Source organism: Rugamonas violacea (genome assembly GCF_016461825.1).
Lineage (GTDB): Bacteria > Pseudomonadota > Gammaproteobacteria > Burkholderiales > Burkholderiaceae_D > Rugamonas.
The window spans coordinates 14,577-37,070 of record NZ_JAEMNU010000123.1; the positions used below are offsets into that span (position 1 = coordinate 14,577).

General features: G+C 66.4%; 14 protein-coding genes and 2 tRNA genes. 5 read left to right on the plus strand and 11 right to left on the minus strand.

The annotated features are described in order from the left end of the window. Positions 1 to 120: 120 nt before the first annotated feature. The gene (locus H7U20_RS22290) at positions 121 to 603 is read left to right on the plus strand and encodes a hypothetical protein (RefSeq protein ID WP_199761346.1); all 483 of its coding nucleotides are present in this window, start codon (positions 121 to 123) and stop codon (positions 601 to 603) included. A gap of 12 nt (positions 604 to 615) precedes the next feature. Here H7U20_RS22290 and H7U20_RS22295 read toward each other — a convergent pair whose 3' ends face one another. The 3 genes from H7U20_RS22295 to H7U20_RS22305 form a co-directional block, all read right to left on the minus strand. Next, positions 616 to 882 (minus strand): hypothetical protein, encoded by a 267-nt coding sequence (locus tag H7U20_RS22295; RefSeq protein WP_199761347.1) that lies wholly within the window; start codon positions 880 to 882, stop codon positions 616 to 618. Positions 883 to 899: 17 nt separating this feature from the next. Continuing rightward, entirely contained in the window at positions 900 to 6,368 is a 5,469-nt protein-coding gene (locus H7U20_RS22300) for an RHS repeat-associated core domain-containing protein (protein ID WP_199761348.1), read from the minus strand. 114 nt (positions 6,369 to 6,482) lie between these two features. Continuing rightward, on the minus strand, positions 6,483 to 10,985 hold the full coding sequence (locus tag H7U20_RS22305; RefSeq protein WP_199761349.1) for an IPT/TIG domain-containing protein: 4,503 nt from the start codon (positions 10,983 to 10,985) through the stop codon (positions 6,483 to 6,485). Between the two features lie 268 nt (positions 10,986 to 11,253). On the opposite strand from H7U20_RS22305, the gene H7U20_RS22310 reads away from it, so the two are divergent. Further along, a complete protein-coding gene (locus H7U20_RS22310) occupies positions 11,254 to 12,390 on the plus strand; it encodes a cytochrome-c peroxidase (RefSeq protein WP_199761350.1) in 1,137 nt (378 codons plus the stop codon). Between the two features lie 7 nt (positions 12,391 to 12,397). Here H7U20_RS22310 and H7U20_RS22315 read toward each other — a convergent pair whose 3' ends face one another. Then, positions 12,398 to 12,595, minus strand: a complete 198-nt coding sequence (locus H7U20_RS22315) for a DUF3079 domain-containing protein (RefSeq protein ID WP_199761351.1) — start codon at positions 12,593 to 12,595, stop codon at positions 12,398 to 12,400. A gap of 239 nt (positions 12,596 to 12,834) precedes the next feature. Here H7U20_RS22315 and H7U20_RS22320 point away from each other — a divergent pair, with 239 nt between their 5' ends. Then, positions 12,835 to 14,235, plus strand: coding sequence for an aminotransferase-like domain-containing protein (locus tag H7U20_RS22320; RefSeq protein WP_199761352.1), 1,401 nt, complete (start codon positions 12,835 to 12,837; stop codon positions 14,233 to 14,235). A gap of 90 nt (positions 14,236 to 14,325) precedes the next feature. On the opposite strand, the gene H7U20_RS22325 is transcribed toward H7U20_RS22320, so the two are convergent. The 7 genes from H7U20_RS22325 to cysS form a co-directional block, all read right to left on the minus strand. Beyond that, positions 14,326 to 14,418: transfer RNA gene (locus tag H7U20_RS22325), tRNA-Ser, on the minus strand. Positions 14,419 to 14,642: 224 nt separating this feature from the next. Continuing rightward, positions 14,643 to 14,735, minus strand: a tRNA-Ser gene (locus H7U20_RS22330). 124 nt (positions 14,736 to 14,859) lie between these two features. Then, complete coding sequence (locus tag H7U20_RS22335; RefSeq protein ID WP_199761353.1) at positions 14,860 to 16,107, minus strand: aspartate kinase; 1,248 nt, start codon at positions 16,105 to 16,107, stop codon at positions 14,860 to 14,862. A gap of 141 nt (positions 16,108 to 16,248) precedes the next feature. Continuing rightward, on the minus strand, positions 16,249 to 17,643 hold the full coding sequence (gene tilS, locus H7U20_RS22340) for a tRNA lysidine(34) synthetase TilS (protein WP_199761354.1): 1,395 nt from the start codon (positions 17,641 to 17,643) through the stop codon (positions 16,249 to 16,251). A gap of 195 nt (positions 17,644 to 17,838) precedes the next feature. Next, positions 17,839 to 18,813: an acetyl-CoA carboxylase carboxyltransferase subunit alpha gene (locus H7U20_RS22345; protein WP_199761355.1), complete on the minus strand. Its 975-nt coding sequence runs from the start codon at positions 18,811 to 18,813 to the stop codon at positions 17,839 to 17,841. A 77-nt stretch (positions 18,814 to 18,890) separates the two neighbouring features. Then, positions 18,891 to 19,553 (minus strand): DNA-3-methyladenine glycosylase family protein, encoded by a 663-nt coding sequence (locus tag H7U20_RS22350; RefSeq protein WP_093388691.1) that lies wholly within the window; start codon positions 19,551 to 19,553, stop codon positions 18,891 to 18,893. Next, positions 19,553 to 20,944 (minus strand): cysteine--tRNA ligase, encoded by a 1,392-nt coding sequence (cysS, locus tag H7U20_RS22355; protein ID WP_199761356.1) that lies wholly within the window; start codon positions 20,942 to 20,944, stop codon positions 19,553 to 19,555. The genes H7U20_RS22350 and cysS overlap by 1 nt, the downstream gene beginning before the upstream one ends. Before the next feature lie 273 nt (positions 20,945 to 21,217). Between cysS and H7U20_RS22360 the strand changes: the two genes are divergently transcribed. Beyond that, positions 21,218 to 21,853, plus strand: coding sequence for a peptidylprolyl isomerase (locus tag H7U20_RS22360; protein ID WP_199761357.1), 636 nt, complete (start codon positions 21,218 to 21,220; stop codon positions 21,851 to 21,853). A gap of 75 nt (positions 21,854 to 21,928) precedes the next feature. After that, entirely contained in the window at positions 21,929 to 22,423 is a 495-nt protein-coding gene (locus tag H7U20_RS22365) for a peptidylprolyl isomerase (protein WP_199761358.1), read from the plus strand. Positions 22,424 to 22,494 lie beyond the last annotated feature (71 nt).

Here is a 22,494-nt window from a genome sequence, read left to right on the forward strand (position 1 = left end):
ATGAAGGCGGTGCAACGTAACTATCTTGTCGAATCGCCACGGGCGGCAAGCGCTTAAGCCATCACAAGAACAGCGGGAGCGGCGGTTGACAAGCGGCGCGCGGAGGCCGACGATAGGCAAATGAGCACTTCACCCGACAAGGACTATATCGACGCCAAGACGGCGGCCATCTCGGCCTCCGTCTCCGGCGAGATCAAGGCGTTTCGCGCCGAGGTTGGCGCGCAGTTTGCAGGGGTGGAAGCGCACTTTGTTCGGGTGGACGCGCAGTTTGAACAAGTCAACACCCGCTTCGAGCAAGTCAACGAACGCATTGGTTTTTTGGAGCAGACCGTGCAACTTGAATTGAAATTGCTCAGAGCCGAATTCAATGCCAGATTTGCACAAATGGAAGTCGCCTTCCAGCGCGCCCACCACGAGACCCTGAAATGGACGATAGGCGTCATGATGGCCGGCCTGGCCCTGTCGGTATCGGTCCCATCCATCATTCTGCGCAATGCCGCTGAGAGAGCCAGCGCAGCGGCGCCGGCAGCCGCCGTCATCGCGCCACCAACGGCGCCCACGGCGGCGCCAGCCACACTCCCACCACCGCCCTCCTCGCGCTAAGCCAGCATCTGCTCACGGCGCGAAGCCGCGCAGCCGCCAGATGAGCAGCATCGCCGCCATCTCCAGCACCCACCACTGGCCAACGATGAATAACACGACCAGGCCGAGCGTATGCCACCAGCTGCGCGGGCCACGGACCAGGCAAACACCGCTGACCGCGAGCTGAAGCAGCCCCAGGGCGGCCAAAGTCCACCAATACACGTCGCCCAGATACCACAAGGTGCGGTAGACCTGCACAGTGGCCACGGCGATCAGTGCGCAAACCAGCAGGCCGGTCATCGGCTTTTTCAACATGTTCATCTAAAGAGTAGAATGGCGTTGTCACGGTAACGCCGCGTATCGCCCTCGGTTCCCGGCCGTGGCGGCACCGGCCACTGGCGCGGATCATTCGGCAGCGCTCTCAATTCATCCACCAGCCGCCGGTCGCAGGTCGCCCTGGGGGTATTGCTGTCGTAGCACTGGTCATGCCGCATATAGCAGGCGTCGCCGCTGTCGGTGGGCGGCGCGGTGCCGGTGCCGCCGCCGGACACGCCGCCGCTCCAGCGCCCGCCGCCCCAATTACCGTTGCGCGGGCCGTCGCGCAGCGAGCGCCCCGGCCCCGGCGACCAAATGGTCGCGTCCAGCCCGAACGGATCGGTGTAGCCGAGCGGATTGCCGCCGACATAGGCGTAGGTGTTGACGCCCGCCGCCAAACCAATCGGATCGCTGCTGACGAAACGCGCCAACGCCGGGGCGTAGTAGCGCGCCCTATAGTAATACAAACCGTTGCCGTCGTTTTCCCGGCCGGTGTACTGGAAGGGGTTGCCGTCGGCCGCGTCGGCCGTGGTGGCGCCATACGGATCGTAGGTGTAGTCGACCAGCTTGTCGCCGGCGCCGTCGGTCAGGCGCAGCACGGAGCCGAGCGCGTCGCCCAGGTAGCTGTCCATGCGCGCCGCCGCGCCGCTGCCGCTCCAGCGCGCCAGCACTTCGTCGACGCCGCCGATCAGGTAGTTGGCGCGCACATTGGCCGGATTGCTGTTGTCGACCGTCAGGCCGTTCAGCTCCTGCACGATGTTGAAGCCGTCGTAGACGTAGGCGCTGGCGACGCCGTTGACCGTCTTGCTTTGGCGCCGCCCCATGGCGTCGTAGCTGAAACTGGCCGTCAGCGCGCCCGCGCCGTTGCGGATCTCCAGCAACTGGTCGCGCGCGTTCCACACATAACGCTGGCTGCCGTCGTCGAGCAGATTGCCGTTCGCGTCGTAGCTGAGCGTTTGCGCGCCGACGCGGGTGAGGCGGTTGGCCGCGTCGACGGCGCTGTCGGCCAGGTCGGCCGGCAAGGCGCTGCGCGCCAGGCTACCGCCGGTTTGCACGCGCCGCCCGGCGGCGTCGTAGGTATAGGCCAGGTCGCCGATGGGGCCGCCGGCGGCCTTGGCGTAGGCGATGCCGCGCAGCTGTCCGGCCTCGTCGTAGCTGTCGCTGCGCTGGACGCCGTTGGCATAGCGCGTCCGCAACCGGCGGCCGGCATCGTCGTAGGCGAAGGTGATGAATCGGGCGAGGTTGTTGTTGGCCGCCCCCGCCGCCTGGTCGATGCGCAGCAGGCGGTTGGCGGCGTCGTAGCTGTAGCTCAGCGTCGGCTGGCCGGCCACCGTCATGCTGCGGCGCAGCCCGTTGGCCAGATAGGTGTAGGCGACGCTGCCTTTCACGCCGCTCTCCTGCAGAATGCGGTCGAAGTCGTCGTAGCTGCGCGTGATCGTGCCGTTGACCGAGTCGACGATACGGGTCAGGCGGTTGCCGGCGTCGTAGCTCAGGCTGACGCTGGCGCCGTCGGCATAGCCGATGCCGGTGAGCCGGTCGAGCGCGTCGTAGGCGTACTGGGTGGTCTGCCCCTTGCGGTCGGTCTTGCCGACCACGCGGTGCGCGGCGTCGTAGGCGACGGTCTCGTTTTGCAGCAGCGGATCGACGGTGCCGGCCAGCGCGTTGCGGCTGTCGAAGCGGAACTGGTGCAGATTGCCCTTGGCGTCGCGCACCTGGGTGGTGTTGCCGTTGGCGTCGACCGTCAGCGCGGTGACCTGCCCCAGGGGATCGACGACCTGGCTGACCCGGTCGAGCGCGTCGGTGTCGTAGATGACGCTATTGCCCAGCGCGTCGGTCTGGCTCAGCATCCGGCCGATGGCATCGGTGAAGATGCTGGTGCGCCGGTTCAAGGGATCGGTGCGGCCGGCGAAATCGTAGCCCTCGTAGGCGAACTCGGTGCGCCGGCCGAGCGGATCGACCAGCGCGGTCAGCTGGCCGGCGCCGTTGTGGCTGACCAGCGTGACTTTGCCGGTGGCGTCGCGCATTTGCGCCAGGTTGCCCTTGACGTCGTAACTGAGCGTGCGGGTATGCCCCAACCCGTCGGTGACGCTGGCCAACCGGTTGAAGTCGCTGGTGTAGCTGACGCTGGAGGTGAGCGCGGCGGCCGTGCCGGCGAGCTCGGTCTGGGTCAGCATATTGCCGTTGTCGTCGTAGGTGTAGGCCGTCTTGCGCCCCAGCGCGTCGGTCCTGGACAGCAGCAGGCCGGTGCCGGCGGCGCGTTCCAGGGTCTCGACTTGCTGCTCCGGCAGGCCGAGCGCCCGCGTCACGCTGCGCAGCTGGCCGCCGGCGCCGAAGACCAGGCGGGTGACCACGCCGTTCTCGTTGCTGACGTCGGTTTGCAGCACGGCGCCGCCGGCGTCGAGCTGGTAGCTGAACAAATTGGTCTTGCCGTCGGCGTAGGTCTGCCTGGCGACCCGGTGGTTGGCGTCGTAGACGTTGCTCACCATCAGGTTGCCACGCTTGTCCCTCACCGTCAGCATATTGTGCGCGGCGTCGTAGGTGTAGGCCTCCGTTTGCCGCAGCGGATCGGTGACCTTGACCAGCCGGCCGGCGCCGTCGTACTCGTAGTCGACGCTGCGGCCGATGTTGTCGCTGGCCTTGACCACGCGGTTGCCGCTGTCATAGCTCAGCTCGATGTAGCGGCCGCCGGGCGAGGTGATGCGCGTCAGGTTGCCGTTGCTGGCGCGGCCCAAGGTCAGCGTATTGCCGTTGCGGTCGGCGATGGAAATCGCCGCGGCGGCGCGCGCGTTGGCCGACAGGAAGGATTCCGGGAAGCAGATCTGGCCGCCCGCCTTCATGCTCAACTGCCAGTAGCAGGCGCCCGCGCCGCGCCGCAGCGTCGAGCCATAGTACTTGGTGTTGCTGGCGGTGTGCAGGTAGACCGCGTCGTTGTAGCCGGTGCCCGGCGAGGTGCGCACATAGTGGATGCGGCCGCCGTCGGGCAGCACCAGGTCCTGGTAAGTCCAGGGGCTGGTGTCGCCGACCAGGAAGAAGTCGTACGACAGATTGCTGCCGATGCCGAAGGCGCGCGAGGTCGGGTCGCGCGGCCGGTAGCTGCGCGCCACCTTGAGCGGCACGATGTCGGCGATATACAAATCGGTGTTCGCCTGCAGGAACAGGCCGGTCGCGCAGTCGACCGGATCGCCGGCGCAGCCGGGCGGTTGCGGCGGCTGGTTCGGATCGGCGTCGCACTCGTCGCCGCCCCCTCCGCCGCCGCCACCCGCGCCACCGCCGCCACAACCACCCGGCGGCGGGCCGACCGGCGGCGCCGCGCTGGGCAGCGCGATCATCGCGCCGGTGAACTCGTAGATCACCACGTCGGCGTCGGGAATCACCTGCCGGCCGTCCTTGCTGGTGGTGCCCTGGCCATACACGTACCAGCCCTTGCCGCGCGTGTCGTAGTTCCAGAAATCGATGCGCGTGCCCGGCGCCGAGCCGCTGAAGTTGGGATAGATCAGCCGCGCCCCCTTCAAGGCCTGGCCGTTGGTGCTGGTCAGGGTGGCGCCGCCGGGTTGGATGGTGAAGTAGGTCGGCACCGCCAGGTTCGGCAGGGGGAACGGCGGACGGTCGGTCGGGATCGCCGTCATGTTGATCTCGGTGACGATCTTGCCCTTGTGGTCGCGGATGACGGTGCCGGCCGGAATGCGCAGCTCCAGGCCGGGAATCCGTGGCGAGGTGACGACCGTCTCGCGCGTGGTCGGCGACGCCAGACGCAGGTCGCCGTCGGGATCGAGCTTGCTGCTCCAGATGGTGTAGTGGAGCACGTTGGTCTGCCGCGCGTTGACGTCGACCCGCACCTGGTAGTAGCCGTATTGGGCGTCCGCCCGGCGCGCTCCGGCGCCGTCGATCTCCAGCACCTGTATGCCCGGGGTCAGTTGGCGCAGCAGGAAGCGGCCGGTGGCGTCGCTCTGCGCGGACTGCTCGCCGATCGACAGCCGGACATGCGCCAGGCCACGGCCGTTCTGACCCAGCACCTGGCCGGACAAGGCGGTCTCGCCGGCCGGCGCCTGCAAGGGCGGCAGGCTTTGCAGCGGACTGTTGCCGCGCCGGGCGCGCCAGTCGCCTTGGCGGTTGCTGGCGTCGGGCAACCAGACCTCGCTCTGCACGACGGCCTCGGCGGCGGCAATGGCCTGGCGCTCCAGCACGCCCAGCGGCGCGGCGATGGCGACGGCGGCGGACACCGGCACGGACGAGAGCAGCGGCGCGGCCGCCGGATCGGCGACGGCGCGGCCGGACGCAGGGACGCCGGCAAGGTCGCCGTCGGCCTCGGCCGCGCCGACCAGCGTGGCGCCGCGTCCCAATTGGGCGGTGCTAAAACCGATCGAGGTGAACGGCAGGGCCAGCTGGCGCTGATCGCGGGCCTGGTGGATGAACAGGGTGTATCGGCTGTCTGGCAACAGGTCCTGCAACGGGGTAACGAACAACAACAGCCCCTGCTCGACCGCCACCACCTTCAGCGCCACGGCGCCATGCGGCCCGAGCAGGGTCACCGTCGCCGGGTTGAGCGACTCGACCGCCATGCGTTGCTTGAAACGCAGCACCAGCGCCTGGTCGACCGGGAACGATTGCTCGTTCGCGGCGGGCTGGCTGTCGCGCACGGCGGGCGGGCCGGCCGGCAGCAAGGTATTGGCGAGCTCGCCGGCGGCGCTGCCGGTCAGCGGACTGAAGCGCTGACTCAGCGGATCGTAGAGCTCGCCATGGTCGAGCGCCAGCTGCGACTGGTCGACGCCGCCCCACAACAACACCTTGGCGCTCGGCAGCAAGGCGGCCAGGTGGTTCAGCCGCGCCACGTCCAGCTTGGCGTTGAAGCGCTCGATGCGGTGCTTGAGCGGGTCGTACAGCTCGGCCTCCGGCACCGCCCGGCCGTGCGCGTCGACGCCGCCGGCGATCAGCAAGCGGCCATTGGCGAGCACCGTGGCGCTGTGCCCGCTACGGGCGATCAGGCCAGGCTCGGCCAGCGCGGCGAAGCGCGCCGTCAGCGGATTGAAGTATTCCGGCGTAACGACCACCAGGCCGGCGGCATCCACGCCGCCCAGGACCAGTACGCCGCCGTCAGGCAGCAAGGTGGCCGTGTGGCCGCTGCGCGCCTGGATCAGCTTGGCTTCCGGCGGCGCGCCGGCGGTGGTGGCAATGGTGGCGATGGTGGCGGCGGTGGCGCGGGCATCGACCAGCTCGGCATCCGCCACCGGCAGGCCGGCAGCATCCAAACCGCCCAGCAGCAACCAGCGGCCATCCGCCAACTGGGTCGCGCTCTGCCCCGGCCGCAGCGCGGCCGGCGGTGACGGCGCGAGCAGCCGGAGCGTCGCAGTCGCAGGCGCCGCCGCCGGATCGGCGCCGGGCCGCGTGGCGTCGGCCTGGGCCAAGGCGAGCGAGCCGATGAGCAAGGTCGCCAGCGCGGCGGCCAGCCCACGCAGACGCCATCCCGCAGACATGTATCGCGCTTTTTTAGCACAAGCAATGAGTTGCATGGTTCTTGTCAACACGGCGGGGCTCCCTTACTCGTTCAAGTTGCTGTTTTTATGCTGCTGGCGTCGCCGCGGGCGCGGCTATTTCAACTGGACATCGATCGCGCCGGTCGTGACCGTCGAGGGATCGATCAGCACGCTGTAAATTCCCGCCACCGGCAGCGCCGGCATGCCGACCGTGGTCGCCGCCGTCACGCTGGCCGATGTCAGACTGCTGCCGTCCGGTTTGAAGACGCTCACCAGCACCGTTGACGGAAAGGTCTTGTTGCTGAGCGCCAGAGACGACAACTGCCCGGCCGTGCCGCTGAAGGTGTAGCGGCCGTTCTGGCCGGGCCGTTCGCTGCTGAAGGTGGTCGGCGCGGCGTTGGCCAGCAGCGTGCCGGCGCTGTCCGACGACAGGGTCAGCGTCACGTTGGCCGCCGCCACGCCGGACGGATCGACCAGCACGGCGTAGGTGCCGTCCAGTGGCAGCTTGGGCAGGTTGTTGCTGTTGTTGTTGCCCCAGGAGTCGCTGAACAGCAAGCCTCCGTCCGGCTTGTAGACGCCGTAGGTGATGCTTCCCCCGGCCGGCGTGCGGCTGAAGCCGGTGTAGCCCAAGCCCAGCGTCTGGCCGGCCGCGCCGGTGAAGGTGTAGCGGCCGTTCTGCCCGGCGCGCGTGCTGGCGAAGCTGACCGAAGCGCCGTCGATGACCAGCGCGCCGGCCAGCTCCGTCGACAGGGTCAGCGTGACGTTGGCGCCGAGCGCCGCGCCGCGCGGATCGACCAGCAGCGTGTAGTCGCCCGACACAGGCAAGGCCGGCAGCAGATTGCTGTTGTCGTTGCTCCAGGTGTCGCTGAACAACAGCACGCCATCCGGCTTGTAGACCGAGTATTTGAGGATTTGACCGACCGGGCTGGTAGTAAATCCGGTGTAGCCAAGCGTCAGTTTCTGGCCTGCCAGCGCCGGGAAGCTGTAGCGGCCGTTCTGGCCCGGCCGCGCGCTGGAGAACGTGGTCGAAGCGCCGTCGATGGCCAGCACGCCCGCCAAGTCGGACGACAAGCTCAGCGCCAGGCTGGCGCCGGTCACGCCGGCCTGTGGCACGACGGAAATGGTGTAGCTGCCCGACACCGGCAGGGCCGGCAAGCTGCTGCTGTTGTTGCCGGGCAGCGTTTCGCTGAACAGTACGACGCCGTCCGGCTTGATTACCGAATAGGTCAAGCTTTGCGCCGCCGGCACCGTCGCCACGGCGCCGTAGCCCAGCCCCAGGGTCTGCCCCGCCGTGCCGTTGAAGGTGAGCGCCGCCCTCTGCTGCAAGCCCAGATCGAGTTGCAGCGGCGCGCCGTCGGCCACGATAACGCCAACCAGATCGACCGGCGCGCTGTTCAACTGCAGGTCCACCCGGCCGGTGTCGGCAGCCGCCGGATCGATGAACACGGTGTAGGTTCCGCTCGCCGGCAACAGCGGAATATCGAGCGTGGCGCCGGTCTTCACGCTGCCGGTGACCAGGCTGGTGCCGTCCGGCTTCAGCACATTAATTGCCGCCGCCACGCCGAAGCTGCCGTTGCTCCAGGCCATCCAGTACTTCTGCCCGGCCGTGCCGCTGAAGGTGTAGCGGCCGTTCTGGCCCGGCCGCGCGCTGCTGAAGGTGGTCGGCGCGGCGTTGGCGAGCAGCACGCCGGCGACGTCCGACGACAAGGTCAGCGTCACGTTGGCGGCCGCCACGCCGGACGGATCGACCAGCACGGAGTAGGTGCCGTCCAGTGGCAGCTTGGGCAGGTTGTTGCTGTTGTTGTTGCCCCAGGAGTCGCTGAACAGCAAGCCGCCGTCCGGCTTGTAGACGCCGTAGGTGATGCTTCCCCCGGCCGGCGTGCGGCTGAAGCCGGTGTAACCCAAGCCCAGCGTCTGGCCGGCCGCGCCGGTGAAGGTGTAGCGGCCGTTCTGTCCGGCCCGCGTGCTGGCGAAGCTGACCGGGGCGCCGTCGATGACCAGCGCGCCGGCCAGCTCCGTCGACAGGGTCAGCGTGACGTTGGCGCCGAGCGCCGCGCCGCGCGGATCGACCAGCAGCGTGTAGTCGCCGGACACCGGCAGGAGCGGCAATGAATTACTGTTGTCGTTGCTCCAGCTGTCGCTGAACAAGAGCACGCCGTCGGGCTTGTAGACCGAGTATTTGAGGCTTTGACCGGCCGGGCTGGTAGTAAATCCGGTGTAGCCCAGCGTCAGCTTCTGGCCTGCCAGCGCCGGGAAGCTGTAGCGGCCGTTCTGGCCCGGCCGCGCGCTGGAGAACGTGGTCGAAGCGCCGTCGACGGCCAGCACGCCCACCAAGTCGGACGACAGGGTCAGCGCCAGGCTGGCGCCGGTCACGCCGGCCTGTGGCACGACGGAAATGGTGTAGCTGCCCGACACCGGCAGGGTCGGCAAGCTGCTGCTGTTGTTGCCGGGCAGCGTTTCGCTGAACAGTACGACGCCGTCCGGCTTGATTACCGAATAGGTCAAGCTTTGCGCCGCCGGCACCGTCGCCACGGCGCCGTAGCCCAGTCCCAAGGTCTGCCCCGCCGTGCCGTTGAAGGTGATCGCCGCCCTCTGCTGCAAGCCCAGATCGAGTTGCAACGCCGCACCGTCGGCCACGATAACGCCAACCAGATCGACCGGTGCGCTGTTCAACTGCAGGTCCACCCGGCCGGTGTCGGCGGCCACCGGATCGATGAACACGGTGTAGGTTCCGCTCGCCGGCAACAGCGGAATGTCGAGCGTGGCGCCGGTCTTCACGCTGCCGGTGACCAGGCTGGTGCCGTCCGGCTTCAGCACATTAATTGCCGCCGCCACGCCGAAGCTGCCGTTGCTCCAGGCCATCCAGTACTTCTGCCCGGCCGTGCCGGTGAAGGTGTAACGGCCGTTCTGGCCGGCCCGCGCGCTGCTGAAGGTGGTCGGCGCGGCGTTGGCGAGCAGCACGCCGGCGACGTCCGACGACAAGGTCAGCGTCACGTTGGCGGCCGCCACGCCGGACGGATCGACCAGCACGACGTAGGTGCCGTCCAGTGGCAGCTTGGGCAGGTTGTTGCTGTTGTTGTTGCCCCAGGAGTCGCTGAACAACAAGCCGCCGTCCGGCTTGTAGACGCCGTAGGTGATGCCAGCGCCGCTTGGCGTGCGGCTGAAACCGGTGTAGCCCAAGCCCAGCGTCTGGCCGGCCGCGCCGGTGAAGGTGTAGCGGCCGTTCTGTCCGGCCCGCGTGCTGGCGAAGCTGACTGGGGCGCCGTCGATGACCAGCGCGCCGGCCAGCTCCGTCGATAGGGTCAGCGTAAGGTTGGCGGTGGCCAGGCCTCGGGGATTGACGAGTACGGCGTAGGTGCCGGACGTCGGCAACACCGGCAAGGTATTGCTATTGTCGTTCGCCCAACTGTCACTGAACAGCAGCGTGCCATCCGGCTTGTAGACAGCAAACCCGACGCTCTGCCCGGCCGGATTGGTGCTCACGCCGGTGTAGCCCAGCGTCAGCCGCTGGCCCGTCGTTGCGCCGAAGGTGTAACGGCCGTTGACTCCGGCCGCCAGACTGAGCGGCAATGGCGCGCCGTCGACGCTCAGCACGCCAAGCGCCTCCGCCTTCAGTTGCAGATCGATCTTGCCCTTGTCGGTCGCGGCCGGGCTCAGCAACACGGTGTAGGTGCCGGCCGAAGGCAACCGGGAGAAGTCCAGCACGTCGTTGCCGGCGACACTGCCGGCGATCAGCAGCGTGCCGTCCGGCCGGTAGACGCTGGCACTAACGGCGCTGCCGAAAGTGCTGCCGGTCACCAGCAGGGACAGGTATTGCCACTGCGCACCGTCGAAAATCAGCAGCGCCTTCTTGCCCGCCGTGCCGATGGTGACCGTTTTCACCGCCCCGCCAACATCGATGCGGCCGACATATTCAATCTCCGCCGGATTGATTCCACCCGGAACGGCATAGAAGTCGCTGCCGCTGACCGCCTTGCCGTACGGCGTGGCAACCGTGATCCGTCCCGACGCCGCCGCGCCCGGCACACTGCTGCCCAAGCTGGTCGCCGAAGCGGTGGTGGTGGCGGCGGTCATGCCGCCGAAGGTGATTTTGTTGGCGACCTTGGCGGTCTGGAAATTGCTGCCGCTGATAGTGACAGCGCTGCCCAGGATTCCGATGGTGGGGGTGAAGGAGGAAATCGTCGGCGCCGCTCCCGCGCCGATGATGAAGCTGCCGCTGCTGCTGGCGCTGCCGTTGCTATTGGCGACGGTGATTTTTCCGCTGCTGGCGCCCGCCGGCACCGTCACCACCAGGCTGGTGCTGGTGGCGGCCGAGACGACGGCGGCGACGCCGTTGAAGCTGACGCTGTTGCTCGCCGCGACGCTGCTAAAACCGCTGCCGTAGATGGTGACCGGCGTATTGACGGCGCCGCTGTTGGGGCTGAACTCGGCGACCGAGAGGGCGTTGGCGGCATGCCTTTCGATGGCGCTGATATTGCCCACCGCGTCATAACGGTACTGCGCGCTGGCGCCGTCCGGCGCGACGACCTCGACCAATCTGCCCAGCTCGTCATAGACATAGCGCACCTCGGCGGCATGGCTGGGCGCCAGCAGCGCCCACAGCAGCGCGGCCAACACGCCCCACTCGACATGCCTCAGTCCCGAGCGACCAGCCGTCCTAGCGTACCGATGCCACATAGCATGTCCCTTTTAAAAAGAGTCGAGTGTTACTGCATGTTCGTCATTTATTCGAAGCCGGCTATGGTGTAAAAATCACAATTACCATAACATACATATTGCTTTCATTAAATTTATAATCGGCAAGGATTTCCCCGCAATGGCGACACACCCACCCCGCGCAAGAGCGAATCCGCCACCTCGGCGATGGCTGACGGGCGTTGTTTTTTTGTCACTTTGCATCTTGCCGCCGGCCACCACGGCCCGGCCGGAGCAGCTCGGTCTGCCCGCCCTGCCGGCGGCGCCATCGCCGGCCATGGCGTCGCTGGGCCGGACCTTGTTTTTCGACAAGCGCCTGAGTGCCGACGGCAAGATCAGCTGCGCCAGCTGCCACCAACCGGAACGCGCCTTTATCGACGGCAAGGCGCTGGCGCAAGGCATCGGCGGCCGGCTGGGTACGCGCAACACGCCCACCTTGCTGAACGCCGCCTTCAACACCAGCCAGTTCTGGGACGGCCGCCGCGTCACACTGGAGGAGCAGGCGCTCGACCCCTTCGTGCAGCCGCGCGAACACGGCCTCAGCAACCATGGCGCCCTACTCGACCGACTCCGCCGGGACAGCGCCTATGTGAAGGCCTTCCGCGCCGCCTTCCCGGGCAACGCCGAAAGCAACGCCGAAACCAACGCCGCCAGCAAGGCCGGTGCGATCCGGATCCAGCACGTGGGCCAGGCGCTGGCCAGCTTCGAGCGCACGCTGAGTGCCGCCGGCTCGCCGTTCGACCGCTTCCGCTACCAGGGTGAGGAGTCGGCCTTGGCGCCGGCCGCCAAGCGCGGCCTGCTGCTGTTTCAAGGCCGGGCACAGTGCGCCAGCTGCCATGTGATCGGCCCGGAGCATGCCATATTTACCGACAACCAGTTTCACGGCCTGAGCGTGGGCCTGTCGCGTATCGCGCAGCGCCTGCCGGCGCTCACCACCGGGCTGGTGCAGATGCGCAAGCAGGGCAAGGCGCTGGACCAGGCCGTGCTCAGCGACGAGGATGTGGCCGAACTCGGCCGCTTCGCGGTGACCTTGCAGCCGGCCGACATCGGAAAATTCCGCACGCCCAGCTTGCGCAATGTGGCGCTGACGGCGCCGTACATGCACGACGGCAGCATTGCGACCTTGGAGGAGGCGGTCGAATTGGAGATCTACTACCGCAGCGCCGAGAGCGGACATCCCTTGATCCTGACGCCATTGGAAAAAGCCGACTTGCTGGAATTCCTGCGCGCCCTGGATAGCCCGGCGGCGCGCCGTTTCAGCGCGCCGCCGCCGTCACGGGCACCGGTGCCGTCGCGGGCACCTGCGCGCGGCCGCAAGCAGGATTGAGGCTAGCTCAGCCGGCCTTCGGCTTGAGCGGCGGCTTGACGCCGTCGAGGCCCCACTCGGCCCAGTCGTCGCCGAACAGCTCGACCGGATGCTGCGTTCGGTCCGAACCGTTGCCACAGGCCAGCGAACCGACCGGGCAATACTTGTCGCAACCCCAGCAGATACGCTCGGGGTTCTTGGGGTGGATGGGGAAAATCTTGGCCATGGCAGGTTACCGCTCCGAAAAACTCAGGCTGCTCCGCAGGGCCGCGACGCACGCGGCCGCAAGGCTTGCCTGGACAGGACGATTTTAATCCCAACGGCAATAAGATTCAAATTAAATATATCTTTAACCGGCTGGCGCGCCCTACCCGTTCAGCCGCGCCTTGGTTATTCGCCATGTATGGATCTTCCTGACGCTGTCGGGCATACTACGCAAAAGCAATTTCCATACATCGGAACGAAATGTCACAGGCAACATCCATACAAGAGCAAGAAGACCAGTTCGCTTGGGCAGCGCAATTCAGCCCGCATGGCGGCCCGCGCTACCTGCAAATCGCCGACTTCATCGAGCAGGCCTTGTCCGACGGCCGGCTGGCGCCGGGCGACCGGCTGCCGCCGCAGCGCCTGCTGGCGGCCCGCCTGCGGGTGGACTTGACGACGATCACGCGCGGCTACGACGAAGCCAAGCGGCGCCATCTGCTGGAGGGGCGCGGCGCGCGCGGCACCTACGCGGCGGCGCCCAAGGTCGAGCTGGCGCCGATGCTGGACCTGAGCATGAACATTCCGCCGCCGCCGGCCGGGGTCGATTTCAACGACATGCTGAAACAGGGCCTGGCCCAGGTCTTGATGCGCAGCGACAGCGACATGCTGATGACCTACCACCTGGGCGGCGGCAGCCAGGCCGAGCGGGCCGCCGGCGCCGCCTGGCTGGCGCCGCAGTTCGGCACGCTGGACCCGGAGCATATCGTGGTCTGTCCCGGCGCCCAGAGCGCGCTGGCCGCGCTGATACTGGCGCTGAGCCAGCCGGGCGAGGTGATCCTGGCCGAGCCGACCATCTACCCCGGCCTGCGCACGGCGGCCGAGCAGCTCGGCCGGCGCGTCGTCGCGGTGCCGGCCGACGAGCACGGCATGCTGCCCGACGCCATGGAGTACGCCTGCAACAAGCATGGCGCGCGGCTGGTCTACCTGAATCCGACCTTGCAAAATCCCACCGCGCTGAGCATGCCGGCCGAGCGCCGGCGCGCGCTGGCGGCGGCGGTGCAGCGCTGCGGCGCCAGCATCATCGAGGACGATCCCTACTGGCTGCTGGCGGCCGACGCGCCGCCGCCGCTGGCCCGCCACGCGCCGGCCAAGGTCTGCTACATCGCCACCCTGTCGAAATGCCTGGCGCCCGGCCTGCGCACCGCCTTCGTGCTGCTGCCCGATGCGCTGCTGCGCGAACGCGTATTGAACGCGCTGCGCTCGTTCTCGCTGATGGCGACGCCGCTGGCCACCGCGCTGATGGCGCAATGGATCCATGACGGCACCGCGCAGCAACTGCTGGACGGCGTGCGCCAGGAGGCCCGCGCGCGCCAGCAGCTGGCCCACCAGTTGCTGGCCGGCGGACCGCAAACGCCGGGCGAAGGCATCCATCTGTGGCTGCCCCTGCCCTCCTACTGGACCGCGCGCGAGCTGGCCAACACGGCGCGCGCCGAGGGCTTGTCGGTGACGCCGTCGGGCGCCTTCCAGATCGGCGGCATCGCGCCCAACGCGATCCGCGTCTCCCTGGGCAGCATCCGCGAGCGCGCCCGCTTCGCCGCCGCGCTGCGCAAGCTGTCGCAACTGCTGTCGCGCCGGCCGGCCGGCGGCCAGGTCGTGGTCTGACATCACAGCGCCAGCCGGCCACAAGGAGGTCGGTATTCGCCTGCGCAAGGCGGAAATGAAAAAACCCGCCGAAGCGGGTTTTTAAAATACTGGCGGAGACGGTGAGATTCGAACTCACGATACAGGTATAAGCCGTATGCATCCTTAGCAGGGATGTGCCTTCGGCCACTCGGCCACGTCTCCTAGCTGATTACTCAACTATGTCCACCTCGCCGAACAGCGCTGCAGTAGACGAGCGCAATAGTATAGGCCCGATGCGGATTGGTCAAGACGCCAGGCGATGAAAACGGCACAAATGAAAAACCCGCCGAGGCGGGTTATGCAAAGACAGACCTGGACGGTGAAGCATCATTCATCCGCGCAAGACGGAAATGAAAAAACCCGCCGAAGCGGGTTTTTAAAAATACTGGCGGAGACGGTGAGATTCGAACTCACGATACAGGTATAAGCCGTATGCATCCTTAGCAGGGATGTGCCTTCGGCCACTCGGCCACGTCTCCTAGCTGATTACTCAACTATGTCCACCTTGCAATAAATCGCTGCAGCAGACGACCGTCATAGTATAGGCCGAAGACGAATTGGTCAAGGAACCGGACGGTTTTTTTAAACTTTTTTACGCTCTTTTTATGCTTTTTCCAGCTCGAACGCTTTGTGCAGCGCGCGCACGGCCAGCTCCATGTATTTCTCGTCGATCAGCACGGAAATTTTGATTTCCGAGGTCGAGATCATCATGATGTTGATGCCCTCTTCCGACAGCGTGCGGAACATCTGCGAGGCGACGCCGACGTGGCTGCGCATGCCCACGCCGACCACCGACAGCTTCGACACCTTGGCGTCGCCGGTGATGCTGGCGGCGCCCAGGGCGGCCTTGGTGCCGTTCAGCACGTCCATCGCCTGCGCGTAGTCGTTGCGCGACACGGTGAAGGTGAAATCGGTCTTGCCGTCGACCGACTGATTCTGGATGATCATGTCGACTTCGATGTTGGCATCGGCCACCGGGCCGAGGATGTGGTAGGCCACGCCCGGACGGTCGGGCACGCCGAGCACGGTGATTTTGGCCTCGTCGCGATTAAACGCGATACCGGAGATGACTGCTTGTTCCATGTGTGTATCTTCCTCAAACGAAATCAGGGTACCCGAGTTGGCTTCGATCTCCAGATCGAGCATCGGGTCGGTCAGCGACGACAGGACGCGGGTCGGCACGCGGTAGTTGCCGGCGAATTCCACCGAGCGGGTTTGCAGCACTTTCGAGCCCAGCGAGGCCAGTTCCAGCATTTCCTCGAAGGTGATGGCCTTCAGGCGGCGCGCTTCGGAGACCACCCGCGGGTCGGTGGTGTAGACGCCGTCGACGTCGGTGAAGATCAGGCACTCGGCCGCCTTCATGGCGGCGGCGATCGCCACGGCGGAGGTGTCGGAACCGCCCCGGCCCAGGGTCGAGATGTTGCCGTGGTCGTCGACGCCCTGGAAGCCGGTGATGATGACGATCTTGCCGGCGTCGAGGTCGCGCCGCACCTTCTCGTCGTCGATCGACTGGATGCGCGCCTTGGTGAAGGCGGAGTCGGTTTTAATCGCCACTTGCCAACCGGCGTAGGACACCGCTTGTTTGCCGATCGCCAGCAGGGCCATCGACAGCAGGCCGACCGAGACCTGCTCGCCGGTCGAGGCGATCATGTCCAGCTCGCGCGGATCGGGTTGTTCCTGGATCTGCTTGGCCAGACCGATCAGGCGGTTGGTCTCGCCGGACATGGCCGACGGCACCACGACGATTTGATGTCCCGCGTCATGCCACTTGGCGACACGCTGCGCTACGTTCTTGATGCGATCCGTCGAACCCATCGACGTACCGCCGTATTTATGCACGATTAAAGCCATAACAGTGAGTATTCCGCTCAATTAGGTGTAAAAGGAACCCTTAACTCTACATGCTGCACTGCATAATAACAAGTCAAAAAAGTCATAAACTCATACAGTCTCGGCATATGCTCATACCCGATTGGCGGGGCGGCAAATTGTCTAGACAGCCTGCCAGCGCAGGCGGTATCGCGTTTCGCCCTCGCTCACCAAGTGGTGGCAATCCATGCCGACGCCGGCGGCGAACAGCAACCGCTTGCGGCTGCTGACCACGGGTAAACGGGTTCTTTCCCAAGCCGGAACATTGCAAGCTTGATAGTGGTATTTCAGTCCACGGGTCGAGCGGTTGTGCGCCAGCTTGAGCCGCTCGCCACCCTGGCGGAAGTCGATGACGAGTTCCTGGCCGCGCAGCCAGTCGGCCGCCAGGCCCTCCTCGGCCGGATCAAAATACAACACCCCGCCATAGGCCGGGAAGGCCAGCTCGGCCTCGCCGTTCCAGCGGAAGGCCTGGCCGTCCTTGATGTCGGACTCGTCGACGCGGGTGCCCTCCAGCTCGGCCAGCTTGGGCGTCAGGTACAGGCGGTCGCGGTGGCGCCGCACGTGGCAGTCGGGATGGGTGACCAGCAACTGGGCGTCGTGGCGCGCCTCGACCAGCTGGGTCAGCATCTCGGCCAGCCAGGCGGTGGTGGGCATGCGCAGGCGCCGCGTGGCGAACCAGTGGCGCAGCAGGTTGTAGGCGCGGTCGCTGCTCATGGCGCGCAGCTTGGCGACGTCGAGGCAGTCGCCGTCCAGGCAGGCGGCCAGGTCCTGCTCGGCCAGCTCGGTGAGCAGGCGTTGGGCCGACTGGGCGTGCTGGGCGCTGCGCGCGAAGCGCTCCTGGAAACCGGGGAAGGCCTGCGCCAGCGCCGGCATCACCTGGTGGCGCAGCGCGTTGCGGGCGAAGCGCGGGTCGTGGTTGGACTCGTCGTCGACGAAGGCGATATGCTGCGCCGCCACATATTCGGCCAGTTGCTGGCGCGAGGCGGCCAGCAGCGGACGCGCCATCACCAGCGCCGGATTGGCCAGCAACTCGGGCGCGGCGTTGGCCGCGTCCATGCCGGACAGGCCGGCCGGGCCGGAGCCGCGCAGCAGCTGCAGCAGCACCGTCTCGGCCTGGTCGTCGCGGTGGTGGGCGGTCAGCAGCAAGGTCGCGCCGTGCGCCGCGCACAGCGCGCCCAGCGCGGCGTAGCGGCTCTTGCGGGCGGCCGCCTCGGTGCCGCTCTTGCGCGGCTCGTCCAGCACGACGCGGCGCGCCTCGAAGCGCACGCCCAGCGCGGCGCAGGCTTGCTCACAGTGGGCCAGCCAGGCGTCGGCGTTGGGACTCAGGCCGTGGTGGACGTGGAAGGCGTACAGCTCGATGCCGTTGGCGCCGGCGTAGGCGTGCGCCAGGTGCAGCAGGGCCGAGGAGTCGAGGCCGCCGCTCAGCGCGATGGCCAGACGGCTGCCGGCGCCCTGCCCGGCCGCCGCCAGCGCCTGGGCGAAGTTCGACTCCAGGCTGGGGATTTGTTGCTTCTTCAATTGCTGCTCCAATGAAAAAACCGGGAGCAGATCGGAGGCGTAGGCCCCGGTCTGATCCCGGTCTTGGTCGGCGCGCAGGTTTGCCGGCTGGAACCCAAGACCGCAATCCGGGGTCGGACCCGCTGGGTCCGACCCCGGCTCCACGCCTCGGGGTTTGGCCGGCGCCGCCGGCGCCCTGGTTTTACTGTCGCCGGATTACTCCTGCGGCGTGGTTTCCTTGAACTTGCCGTAGCTCATCAGCTTGTCGTGGCGGGCTTCCAGCAGGTCCTTGGTCTTCATGCCGTGGAACTGGCGCAGCGAGTCGGCCAGCGCGCGCTTGAGCAGCGTGGCCATCTGTTTCGGATCGCGGTGGGCGCCGCCCAGCGGCTCGCTGACGATCTTGTCGATCAGGCCCATCGCCTTCAGGCGGTGCGCGGTCAGACCCAGCGCCTCGGCGGCGTCGGAGGCGCGCTCGGCGGTCTTCCACAGGATCGAGGCGCAGCCCTCGGGCGAAATCACCGAGTAGGTGGCGTATTGCAGCATCAGCACGGCGTCGCCCACGGCGATCGCCAGCGCGCCGCCGGAGCCGCCTTCGCCGATGATGGTGGCGATCAGCGGCACCTTCAGTTCGGCCATCACGTACAGGTTGTGGCCGATCGCCTCGGACTGGCCGCGCTCCTCGGCGTCGATGCCGGGGAAGGCGCCGGGCGTGTCGACGAAGGTGAAGATCGGGATGCCGAATTTTTCGGCCAGCTTCATCAGGCGCATCGCCTTGCGGTAGCCTTCCGGTTTCGGCATGCCGAAGTTGCGCAGCGCGCGCTCCTTGGTGTCGCGGCCCTTCTGATGGCCGATGACCATGCAGGCCTGGCCGTTGAAACGGGCCAGACCGCCGACCATCGACAGGTCGTCGGCGTAGCTGCGGTCGCCGTGCAGCTCGTGGAAGTCGGTGAAGATCTCGTTGACGTAGTCCATCGTGTACGGCCGCTGCGGGTGGCGCGCGATCTGTGCGACCTGCCACGGCGTCAGCTTGGCGTAGATGTCTTTGGTCAGTTGCTGGCTCTTCTTGGCCAGGCGGTCGATCTCCTCGGAGATGTCGACGGCCGAATCGTCTTGCACGAAACGCAGCTCTTCGATCTTGGAATCGAGTTCCGCGATCGGTTGCTCAAAATTGAGGAAAGTCGTTTTAGTCATTGTACCTCCGTATTTGTTCTCAGCCGTCCCCGCCCCGCCCGGGGAAGGGGCGGCGCGGGGCGGCGATTAATATTGCGCTATTCTACCGGAAGCGGGTCCAGACTCCGCCATAAGTACCAGGTGGCGACGGTGCGCCAGGGTTCCCAGTTGGCGGAGACCTCGCGCGCATCGCTGCGCGAGACCGGCTCGCCGGAGAAGTAATTGACGCTGATGCCCTGGATCAAACCGGGGTCGTCGAGCGGCAGCACGTTCGGCCGGAGCAGATTAAATATCAAAAACATCTCCGCTGTCCAGCGTCCGATGCCGCGGATTTGCACCAGTTCGGCGATGACGGCTTCGTCGTCCATCTGGTCCCACTGGTTGGCGTGCACCCGCTTGGCCTTGAAATGCTCGGCCAGGTCGATGATGTATTCGGTCTTGCGCTTGGACAGGCCGCAGGCCGACAGCTGCTCGACGCCGGCCTTGAGCACCTGCGCCGGCGTGCACTTCGGACAGGCCAGCAGCAGCTTGTGCCAGGCGGCGTCGGCCGCCTTGGTGGTCACCTGCTGGCCGACGATGGAACGCGCCAAGGTAGTAAACGGGTCGCCGTGGCCGACCAGGTGCAGGTCGCCAAATTGCGGGATCAGCTTCTTCATGATGCGGTCCCGCTTCATGAGTTCGATCTTGGCCTGTTCCCAGTAGGGTGGCACGGCCACCACCAGCGGGACGGCGGCGCCGTCGCTTACCTTGGAGAGGGCCATCATGCGCGGCGCCAGTTGGTGCTGCCGTCGGGTTTGTCTTCGAGGATGATGCCGGCCGCCAGCAGCTCGGCGCGGATGGCGTCGGACTGGGCGAAGTCGCGCGCCTGCTTGGCCGCCGCGCGGCGCGCGATGGCCTCGACGATGGCGCCGTCGGCCGAGGTGTCGGCCGCGCCGACCGCCGCCTGGCGGAACTCCTGCGGCGTGCGGGCCAGCAGGCCGATCACGCCGGCCAGGCCCTTGAGTTGGCGCGCCACCAGCGGCGACTTCGACTTGTTCAATTCGCTGACCAGGTCGAACAGCGCGGCCAGCGCCACCGGGGTGTTGAAGTCGTCGTTCATCGCCTCGGCGAAGCGCACCGCGTGCGGCTCGCTCCAGTCGAGCGCGGCGCCGTCGCCGTCCACGCCGTCGAGCGCGGTGTACAGGCGGGTCAGGGCGACGCGGGCGTCGTCCAGGTGGGCGTCGGAATAGTTCAGCGGGCTGCGGTAGTGGGCGCGCAGGATGAAGAAGCGCACCACCTCGGCGTCGTATTTTTTCAGCACGTCGCGGATGGTGAAGAAGTTGCCCAGCGATTTGGACATCTTCTCGTTGTCGACCCGCACGAAGCCGTTGTGCAGCCAGTAGTTGACCATGCTGTGGCCGAAGGCGCCCTCGGACTGGGCGATCTCGTTCTCGTGGTGCGGGAACTGCAGGTCGGCGCCGCCGCCGTGGATGTCGAACTGCTCGCCGAGCAGCGCGCAGGACATCGCCGAGCACTCGATGTGCCAGCCCGGGCGGCCCTTGCCCCACTTGGAGTCCCACTTGACCTCGTCCGGCTCGGACTCCTTGGACGACTTCCACAGCACGAAATCGAGCGGGTCGCGCTTGCCGGTGTTGACGTCGACGCGCTCGCCGGCGCGCAGGTCGTCGAGCGACTTGCCGGACAGGCGGCCGTAGTTGGCGAAGTTGCGCACGGCGTAGTTGACGTCGCCGTCGCTGCCCTGGTAGGCCAGCTCGCGCCGTTCCAGCGTTTCGATCAGCGCCAGCATCTGCGGCACGTATTCGGTGGCGCGCGGCACGTGGGTGGGCGCCAGGATGCCCAGCGCGCCGGTGTCCTCGTCCATGTATCGGGTGAAGCGGGAGGTCAGCTGCGAGATGGTCTCGCCGTTTTCCACCGCGCGCTTGATGATCTTGTCGTCGATGTCGGTGATGTTGCGCACGTAGGTGACGTCGTAGCCGGAGGTCTGCAACCAGCGGTAGACCACGTCGAAGGCCATCATCATGCGGGCGTGGCCGATGTGGCAGTAGTCGTAGATGGTCATGCCGCACACATACATGCGGACCTTGCCCTCTTCGATCGGTACGAAAACCTGCTTGTCACGCGCCAGCGTGTTGTAAATCTTTAAATTGCTCATCGGACTCTTGCGTATTGGTAGGGGCCGGCGGCCAGGCAATACGAGGACCGGGCGCAGACACCCTGGGGATGCCGCGCCTGGACTTCTTCGTGTGCGCCGTGGAAACTGACAGACCCTCGGGTATCTAGTTCTTCTTTGTTAGAATGAAACTTCTCGGACAAGTATAGCATTGATAAAATCCGCACTGGCCCGATATAACTTAGGATTTTTTGAACGGCAAACGAATTTTCATTTCTTTGCCGCTCCCCCATCTACCTCGCCAAGGAAGCAATAATGCACCAAACCGCGCCGCGCCGCCTGTCCTTTCTGACCAAATTCTTCAGCCTGTTCGCCGGCGCCACCCTGTCCGGCGCCGTGTTGGCGGCCGGCGCCGCCGCCACGGCGGCCCCGGCCACGCCCCAGGTCGCGCTGAAAACCAGCATGGGCGAGATCGTCCTTGAGCTCGACCCGGCCAAGGCGCCCAAGACGGTCGACAACTTCCTGCAGTACGTCAAGAGCGGCCACTACAAGGGCACCCTGTTTCACCGCGTCATCGACGGCTTCATGATCCAGGGCGGCGGCTTCGACGAGAAGCTCAAGCAGAAGCCGACCCGGCCGCCCGTCAAGAACGAGGCGCAGAACGGCCTGGTCAACGCGCCCTACACCATCGCCATGGCGCGCACCGGCGACCCGCACTCGGCCACCGCGCAGTTCTTCATCAACGTGGCCGACAACGAAATGCTCAACTACCCGGGCCGCGACGGCTTCGGCTACACGGTGTTCGGCAAGGTCATCAAGGGCCAGGAAGTGGTCGACAAGATCAAGGGCACCCTGGTCGACGACAAGGGCATGTTCCAAAACCTGCCGGTGACGCCGGTGGTGATCCAGTCGGCGACGATTTTGAAGACGCCGATCCAGCCGAAACTGTAAAATAGCGCCTTGGCTGCGGCCGCGCCGCGCGCGCGGCCCGCGATTGACCATCGAACAACACACACTAGGATCATTATGACAACCGTTATCATCACCACCAATCTGGGCAAGTTCACTGCCGTTCTGGACGCGGAAAAAGCGCCAAAAACGGTTGAGAACTTCCTGTCGTACATGAACGCCGGCCACTACGCCAACACCATCTTCCACCGCGTGATGGGTGACTTCATGATCCAGGGCGGCGGTTTCGCACCGGGCATGAAACAAAAATCGGCCGACACCACGGTCGAAAACGAAGCCAAGAACGGCCTGAAAAACGACACCTACACCTTGGCCATGGCGCGTACCTCGGACCCGCATTCGGCCTCGGCGCAGTTCTTCATCAACGTGAAAAACAACAGCTTCCTCGACTACCCCGGCCAGGACGGCTGGGGCTACGCCGTGTTCGGCAAAGTCACCGAAGGCACCGAAGTGGTCGACGCGATCCGCAAAGTCAAAACCGGCCGCAGCGGCATGCACTCCGACGTGCCGGTCGAGGACGTGGTCATCGAATCGATCGAACTGGCGGCGTAAGTTAGCGCCAGTAGCGAATTCCGCTAAGTTAAGCAAACCCAAAGGCATAGAGCCGGGGGGGGGGGGGGGGG